Genomic DNA, 18,910 nt, shown 5'->3' with positions numbered 1-18,910 from the left:
CCGGGGGCCGGTCCGGCGGCGTTACGCGGGTCCGTGCAGCCGCACGCTCAACTGGCTGCCCAGTTCCCGGTATCCGAGCGCCCTCGCCACACGCCGTGACGCCTCCGGCCGCGCCCGCCACTGGGGCAGCCGGTCCGCCGCGAGGGCGTGGCGCGTCGCGGCGGAGGCCACCGCGCGGGCCAGGCCCCGGCCCCGGGCGCCCGGCGCGGTCAGCACACAGAGGTGGGCGGTCTCCCCGGGCCAGTCCTCGTACCCGGCCGCCGCGACGAGCCCGGTGGCGTCCTCGCGTACGACGAAGGCCGGGGAGGTGATCTCGTCCAGCCCGCACTCCCCCGCGTCCTCCTCGCTCACCGACGCGAGCAGCCTCAGCAGCTCCGGGTCGTCGGCGGGCAGGGTGGTGACGGTGACGTCCGGGGGCTCGTACGGCCGGAAGGCGTCGGCCGTCAGATAGGCGAGGGTGGCCGGGCCCAGCACCTCGGCGACCGGCAACTCGCTCCGGATCGCGTCCGGTTCGGCGAGTTCCCGGGTCGGTACGGCCTTCAGCGCGCGGCGCACCACATCCGCCGCCGCGTCGGTGGGCGCCGTGACGAGCGCCGTGTCACCGAGGAGCACCGTGCCCACCCAGGCCGGCGGGCACAGCGCGGACGCGGGCGCCGTGACGACGACCGGGCCGCCGTCCGGGGCGGAGGGGACGGGGACACCGGCCAGCGTCTCCCACAGGCGGCGGGCCCTGGCCATCAGCGGATCGTCGTTCATCGCCGCATCCTCCCCCGAACGGGCGGTGCGGCGTACTCCTTTTCGCGGCCGCTGGTTACGTCCCGGCGAACGCGCCGCCCTCCCCGAAGGCCAGGGCCGCGAAGCGGTCGCCCATGCGCAGGTGCGTGGCGGCGTCGGGGTGGAGCGCGTCGGGGAGGGGAAGCTCCTCCGCATCCGCCTCGCCGTACAGCTCACGGCCGTCCAGGTAGTGCAACTGCGGGTCCTCGGCGGAGCGTTGGTCCACCAGGGCGGCCAGTTCGTCTCGGATGACGTGGAGCGTCAGCTTGCCGGTGGCGGGGCCTTCCGGGTCGCCCATCGCCGCGAAGCGGACCCTGCCCTCGCCGAGGCGGCTGAAGTCGGGGACGCTGGGGCCCGGGGTGTCCTCGTGGATGGGGCACAGCACGGACGACACCACCAGGAGCGGGGTGTCCGGGTGGCCCTCGCGGAGGGTGTCGAGGAAGCCGTGCACCGCCGGGGCGAAGGCGCGCACCCGCATCACGTCGGCGTTGACGAGGTTGATACCGATCTTGACGCTGATCAGGTCCGCGGGGGTGTCCCGCATCGCGCGGGCCGTGAACGGGTCGAGCAGGGCGCTGCCGCCGAGGCCGAGGTTGACCAGTTCGACGCCGCCGAGCAGCGCCGCACGCGCGGGCCAGGTGGTCGTGGGGCTCGCCGCGTCGGAGCCGTGGCTGATCGAACTGCCGTGATGCAGCCACACCTTGCGGCCGGAGGCCGGGGCGGGCGTGACGGGCGCGTCGGTGTGCAGGGCGACGACCTCGGTGCGTTCGTTGTACGGCAGCCAGACCTCGACGTCCTTCTCGCGGTCCGCGAGCCCGTCGAACCGCACGGACCCGACCGGCCCGGCACGGAACCGGGTCTGCCCGGTCGTCATGTCGACATCCAGGACGTTGCCGCCGCTCGCGGAACCCTGCGCCGCGAGGGCGCCGTCCACCAGCAGGTCGTACACCCCACCGGGCCTCGGCGGGACGCCCGCGTAGACGGTCCGGGTGCGCCGGGCCTCCAGCTCGACCACCGTGGCCCGGGTCCGGAAGACGAGCCGGACGCCGGAGGGCTGGGCCTCGGCCAGGGCGATCTGGCCGTCCGGGGCCTGGGCGCGGGCGGCGGCGGGCAGCCGGTGCGGGAGCAGCCCGGCATCGGTGCGCTCCACGTCGAGCGCGCCGCGCAGGAGGGCGGGCGTGACGGGGGTGGTGAACGGGAGGGGTGTGGCTGCGTCGGTGTTCATGGCTCCACTCGCTGAGGTCGCTGGGTCACGGGACCCGGGGTGCGGGCCAGTTGCGCAGGAGGGCGTCCAGCGCGTCCAGGGTGCGGGACCAGGACTCCTGCGAGTCGGGGGCGCTGTGGCTGAACCCGCCCTGGGCCTCCAGGGTGGTGAATCCGTGGAACACGCTGCCCAGGAGCCGTACGGCATGCGTCTGGTCCGGCTCGGTCAGGTCGTAGCCGCGCAGGATGGCCCGGGTCATCCGGGAGTGCCGCAGACCGGCACTGGCGGCCGCCGTTTCGGGGTCGAGCGTCATCTGGGCCGCGGCGTAACGGCCGGGGTGCTCGCGGGCGTAGTCCCGGTACATGTCGCCGAGGGCGCTCAGCGCGTCCTTGCCGGCCCGCCCGACGAGGGCGGCGGCGCCCCGGTCAGCCATCTCCTCCAGGGCGAGCAGGGCGATCCGGGTCTTGAGGTCGTGGGAGTTCTTCAGGTGCGAGTAGAGGCTCGCCACCTTGACGTCGAACTGCCGCGCCAGCGCCGAGACGGTCACCTGGTCGAAGCCGACCTCGTCGGCCAGCTCGGCGCCCGCTCTGGTCAGGCGTTCGGCGGTGAGACCCGCGCGCACCATGGTCGCCTCCTCGTCCGGGGACGGCCATCATGCGCCTGCCTAAGGGGTTTAGGCAAATGCAAAAGGCCTCAAGGCATTCCTCCTCGCTCGCGACACGTTGCCGGATCGATATGTCGGTTTTATCGCCGCGATTCCGGCAAACAGCTCAGACTGTCAGAGACAGTCGCCCACCGGCTTCCAGGGGAGAAACACCATGCGTCTGCGCACCGCCCTCACCACCGCTGCCGTCACCGCTGCCGCCGCCACCGCCCTGACCGCCCCCGCGGCCTCGGCCACGACCGCCCCCTGCCAGGAGAAGGACCTCCGCGTCTCCGCCGGGCCCGGCGGCGCGCAGAACACCGCCCGGATCTCCGTGGTCAACGAGGGCGGCCGGGCCTGTGCCGTGGACCGCATCCCGACGGTCACGTTCCGGGGCCTGGACGGCTCGGCGCAGCCCGTACCGCCGTCGACGAGCGGGCCGTACGTGCTGTCGCCGGGCGAGCGCGGGTACGCGGCCGTGCGCACGGCCGCGCCGGGGACGACCGAGGGCCATGTCGTGCGCAGCCTGTCCGTCGCGGCGGACCCGGCGCACTACGGGGTGACGTTCGCGGCGTCGGCCGTCGGCATGGCGGACGGCGTCCGGGTCTGGGAGCCGGTGACGACGCTCTGGCACGCCTCGCGGGGCGCGGCGGACCGGGCGCTGTCGGCGGGCACGGACTGAGGAGGCGGGGCGCTCCCCGCGGACCGCCCCGCCGTCGCTCACGCGCCCCGCACGGTCACCGTCCCCCTCCCCTCCCCCGTCGCGCCCGTGGCCTCGGCGACCACGTGGTACGGGCGGTCGATGCGTGCGGAGGTGACGGTCAGGGTGTCGCCGTCGCGGGTCACCCGGAAGGTGGTGGCGGCGGCACCCGCGTGGTCCGGCACGGTCACCTCCGTACCGTCCGCCTCACCGAACACCCGCAGCGTGAGCCCGTCCAGCCAGTCGCCGTCCGGGCGCCGGTCGTCGCCGCCCCAGGGCAGGACCGCGCCGGGGCGGACGAGGACCGGGAGGCTGTCGAAGCCGTGGGTCTCGTGGCGCCAGGCGGGACCGGTGACCGTCTCGCCGGTGAGCAGGTGGGTCCAGGTGCCCTCGGGGACGTAGTACTCGACCTGCCCGTCCTCCGTGAAGACCGGGGCGACCAGCAGGTCGGGGCCGAGCATGTACTGCCGGTCCAGGGTGCGGGTGGCGGGGTCGTCCGGGAATTCGAGCAGCATGGGCCGCATCACGGGGATGCCGGTGCGGTGGGCGGTGGCGGCGGCACCGTAGAGGTACGGCATGAGGCGGTGCTTGAGGAGGGTGAACTTCCGGGCGACGTCCACCGCTTCCTCGCCGAACTCCCACGGCACCCGATAGGAGACGTTGCCGTGCAGCCGGCTGTGCGAGGAGAGCAGGCCGAAGGCGAGCCAGCGCTTGAAGACCGCCGGGTCCGGGGTGCCCTCGAAGCCGCCGATGTCGTGGCTCCAGAAGCCGAAGCCGGAGAGCGACAGGGACAGGCCGCCGCGCAGGGACTCGGCCATGGCCGTGAACGAGGCGAAGCAGTCGCCGCCCCAGTGGACGGGGAACTGCTGGCCGCCGGCCGTGGCCGAGCGGGCGAAGAGGACCGCCTCGCCGTGGCCGCGCTCCTTCTCCAGGAGTTCGAAGACCGTCCTGTTGTAGATCTGCGCGTAGTAGTTGTGCATCCGCTCGGGGTCCGAGCCGTCGTGCCAGACGACGTCGGTCGGAACGCGCTCGCCGAAGTCCGTCTTGAAGCAGTCGACGCCTTGGTCGAGCAGCAGTCGCAGCTTGCCGGTGTACCACTCGCGGGCGGCGGGGCTGGTGAAGTCGACCAGGGCCATGCCGGGCTGCCACAGGTCCCACTGCCAGACGTCACCGTTGGGGCGGCGGACCAGATGGCCGAGTTCGGCGCCCTCGGCGAACAGCGCCGACTTCTGGGCGATGTACGGGTTGATCCACATGCTGATGCGCAGCCCGCGTTCCTTGAGCCGGGCGAGCATGCCCTCCGGGTCGGGGAAGACGTCCGGGTCCCAGAGGAAGTCCGACCACTGGTACTCGCGCATCCAGAAGCAGTCGAAGTGGAAGACGGAGAGCGGGATGTCGCGCTCGGCCATGCCCTCCACGAACGAGGTGACGGTCTCCTCGTCGTACGAGGTGCAGAAGGACGTCGTCAGCCACAGGCCGAACGACCAGGCCGGCGGGAGCGCCGGGCGGCCGGTCAGCGCGGTGTAGCGGGCCAGCACCTCCTTGGGCGTCGGACCGGCGACGATGTAGTACTCCAGCGACTGGTCCTCGACGCTGAACTGCACCTGGCCGACCGACTCCGAGCCGACCTCGAAGGAGACCTTGCCGGGGTGGTTGACGAAGACGCCGTAGCCGCGCGAGGAGAGGTAGAACGGGATGTTCTTGTAGGCGAGTTCGCTGCTGGTGCCGCCGTCCGCCTGCCAGATGTCGACGCTCTGGCCGTTCTTCACGTACGGGGTGAAGCGTTCACCGAGTCCGTAGATGTTCTCGCCGACGTCCAGGGCGAGTTGGGCGACCATGTGGTGCGCGCCGTCGGGGGTGGTGGCGAAGGCGGTGCCCTTGGTGTCGACGCCGGTCAGGCGGCGGCCGTCCGTGTCGAGAAAGACCGGACCGTACGGGCCGTCGCGGTCCAGCCGCAGGGTCAGCGGACCGCTGGTGAGTTCGATGACACCGCCGTCCTGCCGGGTGCGGGCGCCGGAGCCGGCCGGGTCGAGCCCGGGGAAGGCGAAGTCCGGTCCCCGGCGGGCCCTTCCGGCGTGGTGCGTGGTGCGGACGCCGATGATCCCCTCGGCCGGGGAGAAGCAGTCGACGGTGATGAGCGGGGTGTTGAGGGTGTCACCGCGCGCGGCGACCCGTTTCACCGCCGCGTACGCGGTGAACTGGTCGGCTCTGACGCGCAGATCGCGGATCTCGGTCGCGTAGGAGGCGCTTACGCCCTCACGCATGAGCCAGAAGCCGTCGGTGAACTTCATGCGGACTCCTTGCCGGGGGCATCGGGAGGGGGAACGGGGAGGCTGCGGGGTCTCACGCGCCGCCCCCGGTGAAGCCGAGCCGGGCCAGCCGGACCGTGCCGCGCAGGGAGATGCGCAGGTCGCCGGTGCCGGAGGCGGTCAGACCGGCGCGATGGGTGCGGTGGTCGTACGGTCCGTCCGTGGCGGGCACGGGGACGGTGACGGTGGAGCCGCCGACGGTGATCAGGACGGCCCCCTCGCCGGAGGCCAGGACCTCGACGCCGCTCGCACCGGCGCCGAAGTCGCAGCGGTGGTACAGGAGTTCGTTGGTCTCGGCGGTGGCGGTGACCGCGTCGCCGTCCGTCTTCGCCCGGTCCACGATCGCGGTGCCCAGTTGCTCGTCGTAGTCGGCCGCCTCCAGCCCCCGGACCAGGACCGGGCGCGGCCCGGCCGGTTCGCCGTCGACGGTGACGACCGCGACGCTCCGGATGTCCGTGCTGGAGGCGCCCGCCCGGAACTCGTACGCGCCGGGCTCGACGGTCCAGCGGCCGTGCGCCACGTCCCAGTGGCCCAGCTCCTCGACCGGCACGGTGAACGCGAGGCGCTCGGCCGCCCCGGGTGCCAGGTGCAGCCTGCGGTGCCCCACGAGCTGACGCAGCGGCCGGGGTACGGACGGGGCCACGGCCCGTACGTACAGCTGGGCGACCTCGTCGGAGGCGACGGCGCCCGTGTTGGTGACGTTCAGCGAGACGTGCAGCAGCTCGCCCTCGCGTACGGCGGTCAGGTCGCTGTACGTGAAGTCGCTGTAGGTGAGCCCGTGGCCGAACGGATAGAGCGGGGTGCCCTCGTAGTAGAGGTAGGTCTGCCGCGAGCCGATGATGTCGTAGTCCAGCAGGCCGGGCAGCTCCGCGTCGGAGGCGTACCAGGTCTGCGGGAGCCGCCCGGCCGGGGAGACGTCTCCGGCGAGGACGCGGGCCAGCGCGGTGCCCGCCGCCTGGCCGCCGTGCGCGGTCCACAGCAGCGCGGGCAGCGTGGCGGCGGCCTCGGCCAGGGCGTACGGGTAGGCGGAGGTGACCGCCAGGACGGTGCGCGGGTTGGCGGCGTGGGCGGCGCGCCAGAGGCGTTCCTGCTGGACGGGCAGATCGAGCGTGGCGCGGTCCTCGGTCTCGCGGCCGTTGATGTGCGGGTCGTTGCCGACGACCACGATCACGGTGTCGGCGGCAGCGGCGGCGCGGGCGACGGCGTCCTCGCCGCGCTCGGTCACCTCGGTCTCGAAGACGGTGGCGGCGGCCGGATTTTTCTCGTCCGGGGCGGCAACCTTTACGCCGTCGGCGGCGACTGAGACATACCCACCCGTTCCGATGTGCAGAAGGCGGTGACCGCCCGCATGCCCTTCCACCGCCTCCCACCGGAAGGTCTCCTGGACGATCCAGCCGCCCGGCTCGTCCGCGGAGGCGCGTACCCGGCCGTCCTCGGCGACCGAGAGGTAGCGGCCGTCCGGCTCCCGCAGGGTGATCACACCGCCGCCCCAGTCCACGAGCGCCAGCTCGGACGGGGTGTCGGCGCAGGTCAGCGGGGGCAGGTCGGTCCGGCCCGCGAGCAGCGCCGGGTCGAGGGCGCCCTCCGGGCCCGGCGCCGCGTCACCGGCCGGGTCCGCCTCGGGGATGTGCAGCCAGCCGTCCGCGCACTTGACGCGGACCAGGTCGGCGCCCTCGGCGTGGATCACGTGCTCGGCGCCGAAGCGTTCGCGGAGTCCGTCGAGCGGGGTGGAGCGGTGGATCAGGGTGCCGCTGTACCAGTCGAGCTTGCAGGCGTCCGCGAGGAGCCCGACGACGGCGACGGTCCGGCCGGCGTCCGGGGCGAGCGGCAGCAGCCCGTCGTTCTTCAGGAGCACCACGGCCTGCTCGGCGGCCTCCCGGGCGAGCGCCCGGTGTTCCTCGGTGTCGAGCGCGTCGGTGTCCGCGTACGGGTCCAGCCCGGGGTCGAACTCGCCGAAGGCGAAGCGCATGTGGAGCAGGCGGCGGACGGCGGTGTCGATGTCCTGCTCGTCCAGGAGGCCGCGTTTCAGGGCGCCCTGGATGCGGGCGGTCATGACGGAGGAGTCCTGGCCGTGGTCGGTGAAGCTGTCGACACCGGCGCGCAGGGCGGCGGCGGTCGCCTCCTCGTGGGTGTCGAAGTAGTGCTCGGAGTCGACCAGGTTGGTGGGTGCGCCCGCGTCGGAGCAGACGGCCAGGGGCTGCTCGGTCCAGCTCCGCAGGTGCCGGGAGAGCAGCGGCGACACATGGTTGGGGCGCCCGTTGACCAGGTTGTACGCGGGCATCACCCCGGCCACCGCGCCCGCGCGGACGGCGTCGCGGAAGGCCCTGAGGTCGTATTCGTGCAGCACCCTCGGGCGGACCGAGGAGGACGAGGTGTCGCGGTCGGTCTCGTTGTTGTGGGCGAGCCAGTGCTTGAGGACGGGGGCGGTGCGCCAGTAGTGCGGGTGGTCCCCGCGCAGGCCCCGGGTGTACGCGACGGCGATGGCGGAGGTGAGCCCGGCGTCCTCGCTGTACCCCTCCTCGCCGCGCCCCCAGAGCGGGTGGCGCAGCAGGTTGACGGTGGGGGCCCAGACGTTGAGCCCGACCCGGTCGTCGTGGGCGCGCTTGGTGCGGACCTCGTCGCCGACGGCCTCGCCGACGCGGCGGACCAGGTCGTCGTTCCAGGTGGCGCCGAGCCCGACGGCCTGCGGGAAGACCGTGGCCCGGCCCATCCAGGCGACGCCGTGCAGGGCCTCCTGGCCGGTGCGGAAGGCGGCGAGCCCGAGCCGGTCGACCGCCGGGGCGAACTGGTGCAGCATCGCGACGCGCTCGTCGGGGGTCAGCCGCCGGAGCAGGTCGTCGACGCGCTCCGCGAAGGGCAGTCGCGGGTCGCGGAAGGGCTGCGGTTGTTCCGTCACGTGCGGGTCCTTCGTCAAAGGTGGGAGGTATGGCGGTGCCGGCGCGTCGTGCGGGCCACTGGGCAGCCTCGGACGATCTTTCGAAGCGCTTCGATGCTCAACGGCCGACCCCGCGCGTGTCAAGGGTGCGTCCTCGACCTCTCCCACCTGTGGGCTTTCGCTGCACCAAGGGCCGTCGGAAAACAGGTCGGAGGAATCTGGAAACGGACTCTTGTGCGGCCGGGACCCTTCACTTAACCTCGCTGCAACATCGAAGCGCTTCGACAGAGCTTCGACAGACTTGCGAAGGGGCGCCCCCGCCCCTGATTCCCCGGGACGGCGACACCGTAGGACGCCTCCCCGTTGAACCGCCGCACCTGGTTCGCCTCGAAGGGTTGACGCAATGACGCCGAATTCCTCCCCCTCCGCCTCCGCCCCGAGCCGGAGAAGCTTCCTCGCCTCGGGCGCGGTGGCGGCCGTCGCCGTGGCCGGCGGGGTGCCGCTGCTCGCCGCGTGCGGCGGTTCCGGCTCCGGTGCCGGGAGCAAGGAGGGCACGACCACGGGCAAGGCCCTGCAGAAGGTCGTGCCGAGCTACGCCCCGCTGAACCTGGTCCAGCCCGACGTCCCCGGCGTGAACGGTTCGAGCCCGGGCTTCACCAAGCTCCCCGACCCGCTGGTGGTCTCGGTCAAGTCGGTGCCGGGCAAGGGCTCGCAGTTCCGGGTCATGACCCCGCTGTGGGGCACGGTGCCGAAGAAGAACAACCCGTACTACACGGCCGTGAACAAGGCGGTCGGGGCGACGCTCAACTTCGACCCGCAGGACGGCAACACGTACCAGGACAAGATCGGCGCGGTCCTCGCCGGCTCGGACATCCCGGACGTCATGACGATCCCCGGCTGGAACATGCAGGGGCAGATCCGCAACGCCATCACCGCGAAGTTCGCCGACCTCTCCCCGTATCTCGCGGGTGACGCCGTCAAGAAGTACCCCAACCTCGCCAACATCCCCACGGGTGCCTGGCAGTACTCGGTCTTCGGCGGCAAGCTGCGCGGGCTGCCCATGCCGACGCCGGTCATCGGCAACGCGATCTTCTACCGCAAGGACCTCATCGGCTCCGGCGCCGTCCCGGCGAGCGCGGACGACCTGCTGGCCTTCGGCAAGGAGTACACGGCCCCCAAGAAGAAGGTGTGGGCCTTCGACGACCTGTGGACGTGCATCCAGAAGATATTCGGGCTGCTCCCGGACGCGCCGCACTACTGGCAGCTGGAGAACGGCAAGCTGGTCCACAAGATCGAGACGCAGGCGTACCGGGAGGCGCTGGCCTTCGCCCGCAAGCTCCACGACGGCGGGTACGTCCACCCGGACGCCGAGGCCAACAAGGACGCCGACGCGAAGATCCGCTTCACCAGCGGACACGTCGTCATGTACAACGACGGCACCGGCGGCTGGAAGGGCATGGTCACCGAACAGGCCGCCGCCAACCCGAAGTTCGACATGCAGGCGCTGGACTTCTTCGGCCACGACGGCGGCGACCCGGTGCTGTGGCAGGACGACCCGGCGGGCATCTTCACCTTCCTCAGCAAGAACCTCTCCAAGGACAAGATCCAGGAGTTCCTCGCGATCGCCGACTACGCGGCCGCGCCGTTCGGCACCGAGGAGTTCATGCTCACCAACTACGGCGTGAAGGGCACCCACTACACCATCAAGGACGGGACCCCGACGTACACCCCGCAGGGTGTCGAGGAGGCGCAGCCCTCCACGTTCCTGTTCGTCGCCTCGCCGCCCACCTCCATCGCCTACCCGGACCAGCCGCAGCTGGCCAAGGACTACGCGGGCTGGATGGCACGTCAGGCGCCGCACATCAAGAAGCCCCTCTTCTTCGGCATGCAGGTGGTCGAGCCGCAGCGTTACGCCTCCCTGTACACGCCCTTCGACGACCTCCAGAAGGACATCCGCCGGGGGCGCAAGAAGGTCTCCGACGTCGAGGACGCGGTGAACACCTGGAAGAAGAGCGGCGGCGACAAGCTGCGCGACTGGTACCAGGACATCCTCGACAAGAACGGCTCCGGCAACTGACGCGTACGCAAGGCAGGCAAGGGGGCCGCCGGGTACGCACTGCCCGGCGGCCGGGGTCAGGAGCACGACATGGGGAGCACACGGTGAAGGCACGGGCCACGGTCGCGGCCGCCCCGGACCGCACCGCCGGCGGGACGGGCGTCCCGGCCGGCGGGAGCGGCGCCGGGGACGGCGACGGCGGGGAGACGAAGAAGGCGGGCAGGGCGCGGGCCGGGGGCGTTCCCGAGCCCCGGCGGGAACGCGGCGGTATCACCTGGCGGCAGCGGCTGCGGCGCGACCGCACGCTGATCCTGATGACGATGCCGGCCATCGCGCTGCTGCTGATCTTCAACTACATCCCGCTGCTCGGGAACATCGTGGCCTTCCAGGACTACGACGTATACGACCTGGGCATCACGGGCAGCCCGTTCGTCGGGTTCGACAACTTCACCCGGATCTTCGAGGACTACCGGTTCTGGGAAGTCCTCGTGAACACGCTGGTCATCTTCGTGACCCAGCTGGTCCTGTTCTTCCCGATCCCGATCGCCATCGCGCTGCTGCTCAACACGATCATGAGCACCCGGGTCAGGGCCTGGGTGCAGGCGGTCGTCTATCTGCCGCACTTCTTCTCCTGGGTGCTCGTCGTCACCGTGTTCCAGCAGATGTTCGGCGGCGCCGGACTGGTCGCCCAGTGGCTGCGCGAACACGGTCACGAGGGCTTCGACCTGATGACCAACCCGGGCTTCTTCAAGTTCCTGGTGAGCGCGCAGGCCGTGTGGAAGGACGCCGGCTGGGGCGTCATCGTCTTCCTGGCCGCGCTCGCCGCCGTCAACACCGATCTGTACGAGGCCGCCGCCGTCGACGGGGCCGGCCGCTGGCGCCGCATGTGGCACGTCACGCTGCCCGCGTTGCGCCCGGTCATCGCCCTGCTCCTCGTGCTGCGGGTGGGCAGTGCGCTCAACCTCGACTTCGAGCAGATCCTGCTCCAGCGCGACCAGGTGGGCGCGGGGGCCTCGGAAATCCTGGACACCTACATCTGGTGGACGGGCATCAAGACCGGCGACTTCGGCTACGCGGCCGCCGCCGGGATCTTCAAGGGGCTGTTCAGCGTCGCCATGGTGCTGGGTGCCAACAAGGTCGCCCACATGCTGGGCGAGCAGGGGGTGTACTCCAAGAAATGACAACTCTCCTGGGCCAGCGGGCGGAACCGGCGCCCCCCACCGAGACACGCCTCCAGCGTGCCCTGCGCATCGAGCCGCGCCCCGTGTGGGAGGAGGAGCCGACGAAGGCCGGGCTCGCCTTCAAGGGCTTCGGGCTCGTCGCGATCTGCGCGGTCATCATCGTCCCCATCTGGGTGGTGCTGGTGACCAGCCTCTCCGACACCAGAACCATCAACGACGCGGGCGGCCTGGTCGTCTGGCCGAAGCACATCACCTTCGTCGCGTACAAGGAGCTGCTGAGCGGGGGCGCGGTGACCCGTGCCGCCGCCGTCAGCGTCGGTCTCACCGTCGTCGGTACGGCCGTCAGCATGGTCGTCTCGATCCTCTGCGCGTACGGGCTCAGCCGCCGCGACTCGTACGCGCACCGTCCGCTGTTGATGACGCTGATGGCGACCATGTTCTTCGGCGCCGGGCTCATCCCGACGTATCTGCTGGTCACCGGGATCGGGCTGAGCGACAGCTACTGGTCGATGATCCTGCCGAGCGCGATCAGCGTGTTCAACGTGCTGGTGCTGCGCGGCTTCTTCATGGACACCGCGCCCGAACTCATCGACGCGGCCCGCATCGACGGGGCCGGCGAGTGGCGCATCCTGCTCCAGATCATCATGCCGCTGTCGCGCGCGGTGATCGCGGTGATCTCGCTGTTCTACGCGGTCGGCTACTGGAGCCAGTGGTTCAACGCGATGCTCTACATCCAGGACAGCGACAAGTACCCCTTGCAGATGATCCTGCGTCAGCTTGTCCTCCAGCACCAGGTGCCGCCGGGCGCGATGGGCGCGGCCGTCAGCAGCGGCCAGATCAACAGCCTCGCCGTGCAGATGGCGGTGATGATCCTCGCGCTGATCCCGGTCGCGGTGCTGTCGCCGTTCGTCCAGAAGCACTTCCAGAAGGGCATGCTCACCGGCGCCGTGAAGGGCTGACCGGCCCCGCAGACCCCGACCCAGGAGAACCGGAGACGCCATGCCGTCCCTGCGCGACGCGGCCCGTGGCCGCATCCTCTTCGGAGGCGACTACAACCCCGAGCAGTGGCCCGAGGAGGTGTGGGAGGACGACGTCCGGCTGATGAAGGAGGCCGGGGTCAACTCCGTCACCCTCGGCGTCTTCTCCTGGGCGAAGATCGAACCCCGCCCGGGGGCCCGGGAGTTCGACTGGCTTGACCGGCTGATGGACCTGATGCATGCCCACGGCATCGGCGTCGTGCTCGCCACCCCGACCGCCTCCCCGCCGCCCTGGATGGGGTCCCGGCACCCGGAGACGCTGCCGCGCGCGGAGGACGGGTCCATCGTCTGGTACGGCTCGCGCCAGCAGTTCTGCCCCAGCTCGCCGGTCTACCGCCGCTACGCCGCCGCGCTCACCGAGGACCTGGCCGCGCGGTACGCGGAGCACCCGGCGCTCACCGTGTGGCACATCAACAACGAGTACTGCACGCACTGCTGGTGCGACGAGACGGCGGGCCACTTCCGCCGCTGGCTGCGCGGCCGGTACGGGACGCTCGACGCCCTCAACGAGGCCTGGGGCACGGCCTTCTGGAGCCAGCACTACGACGCGTGGACGGAGATCCTGCCGCCGCGCAAGGCGCAGTACATGAGGAACCCCACCCAGGTGCTGGACTTCAAACGCTTCACGTCCGACGCGCTCATGGAGTGCTTCACCGCCGAACGCGACATCGTCGCCCGGCACACCCCGCACATCCCGGTGACCACCAACTTCATGCCGCTGTGGTCGGGGCAGGACGCCTGGGCGTGGTCGGCGGAGGAGGACATCGTCTCGGTCGACGTCTACCCGGACCCGCGCGACCCGCAGGGCGGGCAGTACAACGCGATGCTCGCCGACATGACGCGCTCGCAGGCGGACGGCCCGTGGATGCTGATGGAGCAGGCGGCGGGCGCGGTGAACTGGCGGGGCGTCAACCACCCGAAGCCGGAGGGGCTGAACCGGCTCTGGTCGCTCCAGTCGGTGGCGCGCGGCGCCGACGCGGTCTGCTACTTCCAGTGGCGGCAGTCCCGGCAGGGCTCGGAGAAGTTCCACTCGGGCATGCTCGGCCACGCCGGTGAGCAGGGCCGCTCCTTCCGCGAGACCCGGCGGCTGGGCGGTGAACTGGCCGCGATCGGATCCGCCGTGTCCGGTACGGACGTGGCCGCCGAGGTCGCTGTCCTGCACGACTGGGACGCCTGGTGGGCGGGCGCCCAGGAGGGCGCCCCGTCCGCGCGGCTCGACTACCCGGAGGTGATCCGGCGCTGGCACCGGGCGCTGTGGGAGAACGGCACGCCCACGGACTTCGCCCGCCCCGACGCCGACCTGAGCCGGTACAAGGCGGTCCTCGTCCCACACCTCTACCTCCTCGACGACGCGGCGGTCGACAACCTCGTGGCGTACGTGGCGGGCGGCGGGCGCCTGGTGTGCGGCTTCTTCAGCGGCGTCGCGGACGTGGACGACCGCGTCCGGCCGGGCGGCATGGACGCCCGGCTGCGCGAGCTGTTCGGGATCGCGACCCTGCACGAGTGGTGGCCGCTGGAGGCGGACGAGGCCGTAGAGTGCGACCGCTTCCGGGGCACCCTCTGGTCCGAGGAGCTGGAGGCGGCCGAGGGCACCGAGGTGCTGGCCGCCTACCGCGACGGCGAGCTCGCCGGGCTGCCCGCCGTGCTGCGCCGGGGCCGCGCGGTGTACGTGTCGACGCTCCCCGAGCCCCCGGCGCTGCGGGCCCTCCTGGCCGGTGTGGTCCGGGAGGCCGGGGTCGAGCCGGTCCTCGCCGGGCTGCCCGAGGGGGTGGAGGCGGTGCGCCGGGGCGAGCTGCTGTTCCTGCTGCACCACCGCCGCGAGATGGTCACGGTCACCGTGCCCGGCGTGTACGAGGACCTGCTCACCGGGCGCGCGGTGACGGACCGGATCGCACTCGGCCGCTACGGCGTCGCGGTGCTGCGGAGACCCGCGCCGTGACCGGACGTACGGACATCGACTCCACCTGGGAGCCGCGCCCCGCCGCCCGCTGGGAGGACGCCTTCCTCGGTGGCAACGGCCGGCACGGCGCCATGGTGTACGGCGACCCGGCCGACGACCGCGTGATCGTCAACCACCACACCCTGGTCCGGCCCAACGGCAGTCAGCGGGTCCGGCCGCCGGAGCTGGCGGACCGGCTGGGCCGGGTGCAGAGCGCGCTGCTCGCCGGGGACACCGGGGCGGCGGAGCACTTCGGCGCGGGCCGTCCGCTGGTGTGGGTGCAGCCCTTCCACCCGGCCTTCCAGACCCGCGTCCGGCCGGTGCCCGGGAACGCCGCCGACCCGGCCGCTGCCTACCGACGGGCGGTCGACTTCGCCACCGGTGAGATCACCGCCGCCTGCGAGTCCTGGCGCAGCCGGGTCTTCGTCTCGCGCGCCGACGACGTGATCGTCCAGCACGTCACCGGCCCGGGGCTCGCCGTGGACGTGACGCTCGACCACGCCCTGCCGGGCGCCCCGGCACAGCTGGCGATCGGCCGGAGCACCGTGCTCACCCCGGACGGGGCCCGGCTGACGCTGCGCGCGGGCTACCCGGACAGCGAGCTCGCGTACACCGGCGCGACGGTGCTCCGCGCGGAGGGCGGGCGGGTCTCGGTGGCGGGCGAGGGGGTCCGGGTCGAGGGCGCGAGGAGCCTGTTGCTGCTGACCCGGGTGCGACGGCACACCGGGCACCTGGACCTGGCGGCGGAGTGCGCCGCGCTGCCGGGTGACGGGTATGACGCGCTGCTGACCCGGCATGCGGCGCTGCACCGGCCCGCCTTCGAACGGGCGGCGCTCACCCTGGACGCGGACCCGGCCGAACGGGCGCTGCCCGGATCGGAGTTGGTCCGCCGGCCGGACAGTCCGGCGCTGCTGGAACGGCTGTGCGCGGCGGGCCGCTACCACCTGCTGTCCGCGTCGGGGGCCCTGCCGCCCCGGCTGACCGGGCTCTGGACGGGCGACTGGGACACCGCCTGGTCGGGGGCGTTCACGACGAACGCCAACCTGAACCTCCAGATCGCCTCGGCCGCGGCGGCGGCGCTGCCGGAGGTGTCCGAGGCCCATGCGGCGCTGGTGTACGGGCAGCTGGCGGACTGGCGGGACAACGCGCGGGCCATCTTCGGGGCGCGCGGCATCGTGGCCCCGTCGCACACGGACGGCGAGTCCGGGCACACCCGGCACTACCAGCGCGCCTACCCGCTGCACCTGTGGACGGCGGGCGCGGACTGGCTCCTGGAGCCGCTGATCGAGCACGCGGAGACGGTGGGGGCCGAGGACCCCCGGCTGACCGCCGCCCTGCACGAAACGGCCCTGTTCTACGAGGACTTCCTGACCCGGACCGGCCCGGACGGGCGGGTGGCCGTCGTGCCCTCGTACTCGCCGGAGAACCGTCCGGCCAACGCGAGCTGGGGCACGGTCGACGCGACGATGGACCTGGCGGCGGCCCGCCACGCGCTCACCGCCTCGGCCGACCGCTGCCCGGACGCCCTGGTCGCCCAACGCCGCCGTGCGCTGGCGGACCGGCTCGCCGACTACCGGGTCAACGAGGACGGCGCGCTCGCCGAGTGGGCGTGGCCGGGCCTGGCGGAGACGTACGACCACCGCCACCTCAGCCACCTGTACCCGGTGTGGCCGCTGGACGCGGTCAACCCGTACGACATGCCGGGGCTGGCCACCGCCGCGCACCGGGCGCTCGAACTGCGGGGCGCGGAGAACGACTCGGCCCACGGCCATCTGCACCACGCGCTGATCGCGACCCGGCTGCGGGACGGGGGCCGGGCCTCGGCGGCGGTCCGCTCGGTCCTCGCGGGCGACTTCTTCCACGACTCGCTGATGAGCGCCCACTACCCGGCCCGCAATGTGTACAACGCGGACGCGGCGCACGCGCTGCCCGCAGCCGTGATCGAGTCGCTGGTGCAGTCGACGCCGCGCCGCCTGGTCCTGCTGCCCGCACCGCTCGCGGGCTGTCCGGGCGGTGAACTGCGCGGTGTGCGGACGCGGTTCGGCGCTTCCGTGGACCTGCGCTGGTCGGTGGACGGCACCGCGACGGCGGTGCTGCGTCCGGAACGGGACGCCCGCGTCGACGTCCGCACGGGCGAGGCGCACACCCTCGGAGCCCACAACCTCACCGAAGCCTCCGCCGGCTCCCCCTCGGCTCCCCTGGAGCTGACGGCCGGCGTGGACCGCGTCCTGGAACTCCGGCCGCGGTAGCACTCCCCCCACCCACCATGGAAGGACGACCCATGGCACGACGCACCCTCAGCAGGCTCGCCCTGACCCCGGCGGTGGCCCTGGCGGCCCTCGTCGGCTTCGCCTCCGCCCCGGCCCAGGCGGCCGTCTGGTCCTCCTCGGACCAGTGGGGCACGTACACCACCTCCGACAACTACACCCTCTACAACAACATCTGGGGCTCCGGCGCGGGCACCCAGTCCATCTGGGCCAACTCCTCCTCGGACTGGGGCGTCTGGGCCGACCACCCGAACACCGGCGGCATCAAGTCGTACCCGAACGCCAAGAAGGTGGTGAACAAGCCGATCGGCTCGCTGTCGTCGCTCACGAGCACGTACAACGTCACCGTCCCGTCGTCCGGCGCGTACAACACCTCGTACGACATCTGGGACAGCGACTACGACTACGAGGTCATGCTCTGGGTCAACTACAACGGCTCCGTGGGCCCGTTGGGCACCTCGCAGGGAAACCTGACGCTGGGCGGGCACACCTGGACCGTGTACAAGGGCGACAACGGTTCCAACCAGGTCTTCTCGTTCCTGCGGACCTCGGACTCCACCTCGGGCACGGTGGACATCCTGCCGATCCTGAAGTGGATCAAGGACACCAAGGGCTGGTGGGGCAACGAGACCATCGGTGACGTCCAGTTCGGCTACGAGATCACCTCGTCGGCCGGCGGGCTCGACTTCCGTACGAACGGATTCGGCGTCTCCGCGAGCTGACCGGCACACCTGAGGAGCCGGCCCCCGCGCGGGGGCCGGCTCACACGGTCAGCGAGGAGCGGGCCCGGTGCTCTCACGTACCGTCAGTTCGGGTGCCAGCAGCTCGACTTCGTCGGTGCCCCGGCCGGACAGCTTGGCGACGACGTGCTCGACGGAGCGGCGGCCCATCTCCTGCGCCGGTATGGCCACGGAGGTCAGCCGCACCGATGCCTGGGTGGCCACCTGTTCGGGGCAGATCGCCACCACCGACACGTCCTCGGGGACGGCCTTGCCCTGCTGGCGGAGCAGGTTGAGCAGCGGCTCCACCGCAGCCTCGTTCTGCACGATGAAGCCGGTGGTGCCGGGGCGCTCGTCGAATATCCGGGACAGGGTCTGGGCCATCGCCGCGTATCCGCCCTCGCAAGGGCGGTGCAGGACGCGCACCCCGGCCTCCTGCGCCTTGGCGCGTACGCCGTCGACGGTCCGCTCGGCGAAGCCGGTGTGGCGCTCGTAGACCGCGGCGGCCTCGCCGATGACGGCGATCTCGCGGTGGCCGAGGCCGGCCAGGTGCTCGACGCAGAGCGCGCCGGTGGCCTCGAAGTCGAGGTCCACGCAGGTCAGTCCGGTGGTGTCGGCGGGCAGCCCGATGAGTACGGCGGCCCGGTCGGTCTCGCGCAGCAACGGAAGGCGCTCGTCGTGGAGTTCGACGTCCATCAGGATCATCGCGTCGGCCAGCGAGCTGCCGGCGATCCGCCGCACCGCCGCGGGCCCCTCCTCGCCGGTGAGGAGGAGGACGTCGTAGCCGTGGGTGCGGGCGGTGGTGGCGACCGCGATGGCGATCTCCATCATCACGGGCACGTACATGTCGGTGCGCAGCGGCACCATCAGCGCGATGATGTTCGACCGGCTGCTGGCGAGCGCCCGGGCCCCGGCGTTGGGGTGGTAGCCGAGCTGCTGGATGCTCTGCTCGACGCGCTCGCGGGTGGCGACGGAGATGGACCGCTTCCCGCTGAGGACGTAGCTCACCGTGCTCGCGGAGACTCCGGCGTGCTGCGCGACCTCGGCCAGGGTGACCACGGCTCTCCCTCACGGTCGGATTGGCGAAGCGCTTCGACTCCGCTCTCTCCAGCCGTGACGTGGAGAGACAGCGCGAGCCTAGCCCTGCCATGACAGCATGTCCAGACCACTGTCGAAGCGCTTCGACACACGGGGAGGCTTCCGGCT

13 protein-coding genes are annotated in these 18,910 nt (G+C 72.1%); 7 read left to right on the top strand and 6 right to left on the bottom strand.

Annotated elements, in window-relative coordinates; genetic code table 11:
* Positions 1–21: 21 nt before the first annotated feature.
* The 3 genes from AMK18_RS04075 to AMK18_RS04065 are packed head-to-tail and all read right to left on the bottom strand — an operon-like array spanning position 22 to position 2,603.
* The gene (locus AMK18_RS04075; RefSeq protein WP_073861666.1) at positions 22–756 is read right to left on the bottom strand and encodes a GNAT family N-acetyltransferase; all 735 of its coding nucleotides are present in this window, start codon (positions 754–756) and stop codon (positions 22–24) included.
* 55 nt (positions 757–811) lie between these two features.
* Positions 812–1,999: a GDSL-type esterase/lipase family protein gene (locus tag AMK18_RS04070; protein WP_073861665.1), complete on the bottom strand. Its 1,188-nt coding sequence runs from the start codon at positions 1,997–1,999 to the stop codon at positions 812–814.
* A gap of 25 nt (positions 2,000–2,024) precedes the next feature.
* Positions 2,025–2,603: a TetR/AcrR family transcriptional regulator gene (locus AMK18_RS04065; protein ID WP_018100249.1), complete on the bottom strand. Its 579-nt coding sequence runs from the start codon at positions 2,601–2,603 to the stop codon at positions 2,025–2,027.
* Between the two features lie 193 nt (positions 2,604–2,796).
* Between AMK18_RS04065 and AMK18_RS04060 the strand changes: the two genes are divergently transcribed.
* Positions 2,797–3,303 carry a DUF4232 domain-containing protein gene (locus AMK18_RS04060; protein WP_073861664.1) on the top strand — a complete coding sequence of 169 codons (507 nt, stop codon included), beginning with the start codon at positions 2,797–2,799 and terminating at the stop codon, positions 3,301–3,303.
* 38 nt (positions 3,304–3,341) lie between these two features.
* On the opposite strand, the gene yicI is transcribed toward AMK18_RS04060, so the two are convergent.
* Positions 3,342–5,612, bottom strand: coding sequence for an alpha-xylosidase (gene yicI, locus AMK18_RS04055; RefSeq protein ID WP_073861663.1), 2,271 nt, complete (start codon positions 5,610–5,612; stop codon positions 3,342–3,344).
* Between the two features lie 52 nt (positions 5,613–5,664).
* Positions 5,665–8,526, bottom strand: coding sequence for a glycoside hydrolase family 3 C-terminal domain-containing protein (locus AMK18_RS04050; RefSeq protein ID WP_073861662.1), 2,862 nt, complete (start codon positions 8,524–8,526; stop codon positions 5,665–5,667).
* A gap of 448 nt (positions 8,527–8,974) precedes the next feature.
* Between AMK18_RS04050 and AMK18_RS04045 the strand changes: the two genes are divergently transcribed.
* The 6 genes from AMK18_RS04045 to AMK18_RS04020 all read left to right on the top strand — a co-directional run bounded on the left by AMK18_RS04045 (position 8,975) and on the right by AMK18_RS04020 (position 17,707).
* A complete protein-coding gene (locus tag AMK18_RS04045) occupies positions 8,975–10,582 on the top strand; it encodes an extracellular solute-binding protein (protein WP_073861661.1) in 1,608 nt (535 codons plus the stop codon).
* A gap of 83 nt (positions 10,583–10,665) precedes the next feature.
* Positions 10,666–11,742 (top strand): ABC transporter permease, encoded by a 1,077-nt coding sequence (locus AMK18_RS04040; RefSeq protein ID WP_073861660.1) that lies wholly within the window; start codon positions 10,666–10,668, stop codon positions 11,740–11,742.
* Entirely contained in the window at positions 11,739–12,701 is a 963-nt protein-coding gene (locus AMK18_RS04035; protein WP_073861659.1) for a carbohydrate ABC transporter permease, read from the top strand. The genes AMK18_RS04040 and AMK18_RS04035 overlap by 4 nt, the downstream gene beginning before the upstream one ends.
* A gap of 40 nt (positions 12,702–12,741) precedes the next feature.
* Complete coding sequence (locus AMK18_RS04030) at positions 12,742–14,718, top strand: beta-galactosidase (RefSeq protein ID WP_073861658.1); 1,977 nt, start codon at positions 12,742–12,744, stop codon at positions 14,716–14,718.
* A complete protein-coding gene (locus AMK18_RS04025) occupies positions 14,715–16,967 on the top strand; it encodes a glycosyl hydrolase family 95 catalytic domain-containing protein (RefSeq protein WP_073861657.1) in 2,253 nt (750 codons plus the stop codon). The genes AMK18_RS04030 and AMK18_RS04025 overlap by 4 nt, the downstream gene beginning before the upstream one ends.
* Before the next feature lie 32 nt (positions 16,968–16,999).
* Positions 17,000–17,707 (top strand): glycoside hydrolase family 12 protein, encoded by a 708-nt coding sequence (locus tag AMK18_RS04020; RefSeq protein ID WP_073861656.1) that lies wholly within the window; start codon positions 17,000–17,002, stop codon positions 17,705–17,707.
* Positions 17,708–17,755: 48 nt separating this feature from the next.
* Here AMK18_RS04020 and AMK18_RS04015 read toward each other — a convergent pair whose 3' ends face one another.
* On the bottom strand, positions 17,756–18,763 hold the full coding sequence (locus AMK18_RS04015) for a LacI family DNA-binding transcriptional regulator (protein ID WP_073861655.1): 1,008 nt from the start codon (positions 18,761–18,763) through the stop codon (positions 17,756–17,758).
* Between the last annotated feature and the right edge of the window lie 147 nt (positions 18,764–18,910).

Origin of the sequence: Streptomyces sp. CB01249 (assembly GCF_001905735.1) — a bacterium.
Taxonomy (GTDB): domain Bacteria; phylum Actinomycetota; class Actinomycetes; order Streptomycetales; family Streptomycetaceae; genus Streptomyces.
The sequence above is the reverse complement of the archived record's forward strand: the minus strand, read 5'-3'. Positions and strand labels throughout refer to the sequence as shown.

Excerpts from the sequence above, each read along its gene's own strand:
- AMK18_RS04075 (WP_073861666.1), bottom strand. The coding sequence starts at position 756 with ATGAACGACGATCCGCTGATGGCCAGGGCCCGCCGCCTGTGGGAGACG.
- AMK18_RS04070 (WP_073861665.1), bottom strand. The coding sequence starts at position 1,999 with ATGAACACCGACGCAGCCACACCCCTCCCGTTCACCACCCCCGTCACG.
- AMK18_RS04065 (WP_018100249.1), bottom strand. The coding sequence starts at position 2,603 with ATGGTGCGCGCGGGTCTCACCGCCGAACGCCTGACCAGAGCGGGCGCC.
- AMK18_RS04060 (WP_073861664.1), top strand. The coding sequence starts at position 2,797 with ATGCGTCTGCGCACCGCCCTCACCACCGCTGCCGTCACCGCTGCCGCC.
- yicI (WP_073861663.1), bottom strand. The coding sequence starts at position 5,612 with ATGAAGTTCACCGACGGCTTCTGGCTCATGCGTGAGGGCGTAAGCGCC.
- AMK18_RS04035 (WP_073861659.1), top strand. The coding sequence starts at position 11,739 with ATGACAACTCTCCTGGGCCAGCGGGCGGAACCGGCGCCCCCCACCGAG.
- AMK18_RS04030 (WP_073861658.1), top strand. The coding sequence starts at position 12,742 with ATGCCGTCCCTGCGCGACGCGGCCCGTGGCCGCATCCTCTTCGGAGGC.
- AMK18_RS04020 (WP_073861656.1), top strand. The coding sequence starts at position 17,000 with ATGGCACGACGCACCCTCAGCAGGCTCGCCCTGACCCCGGCGGTGGCC.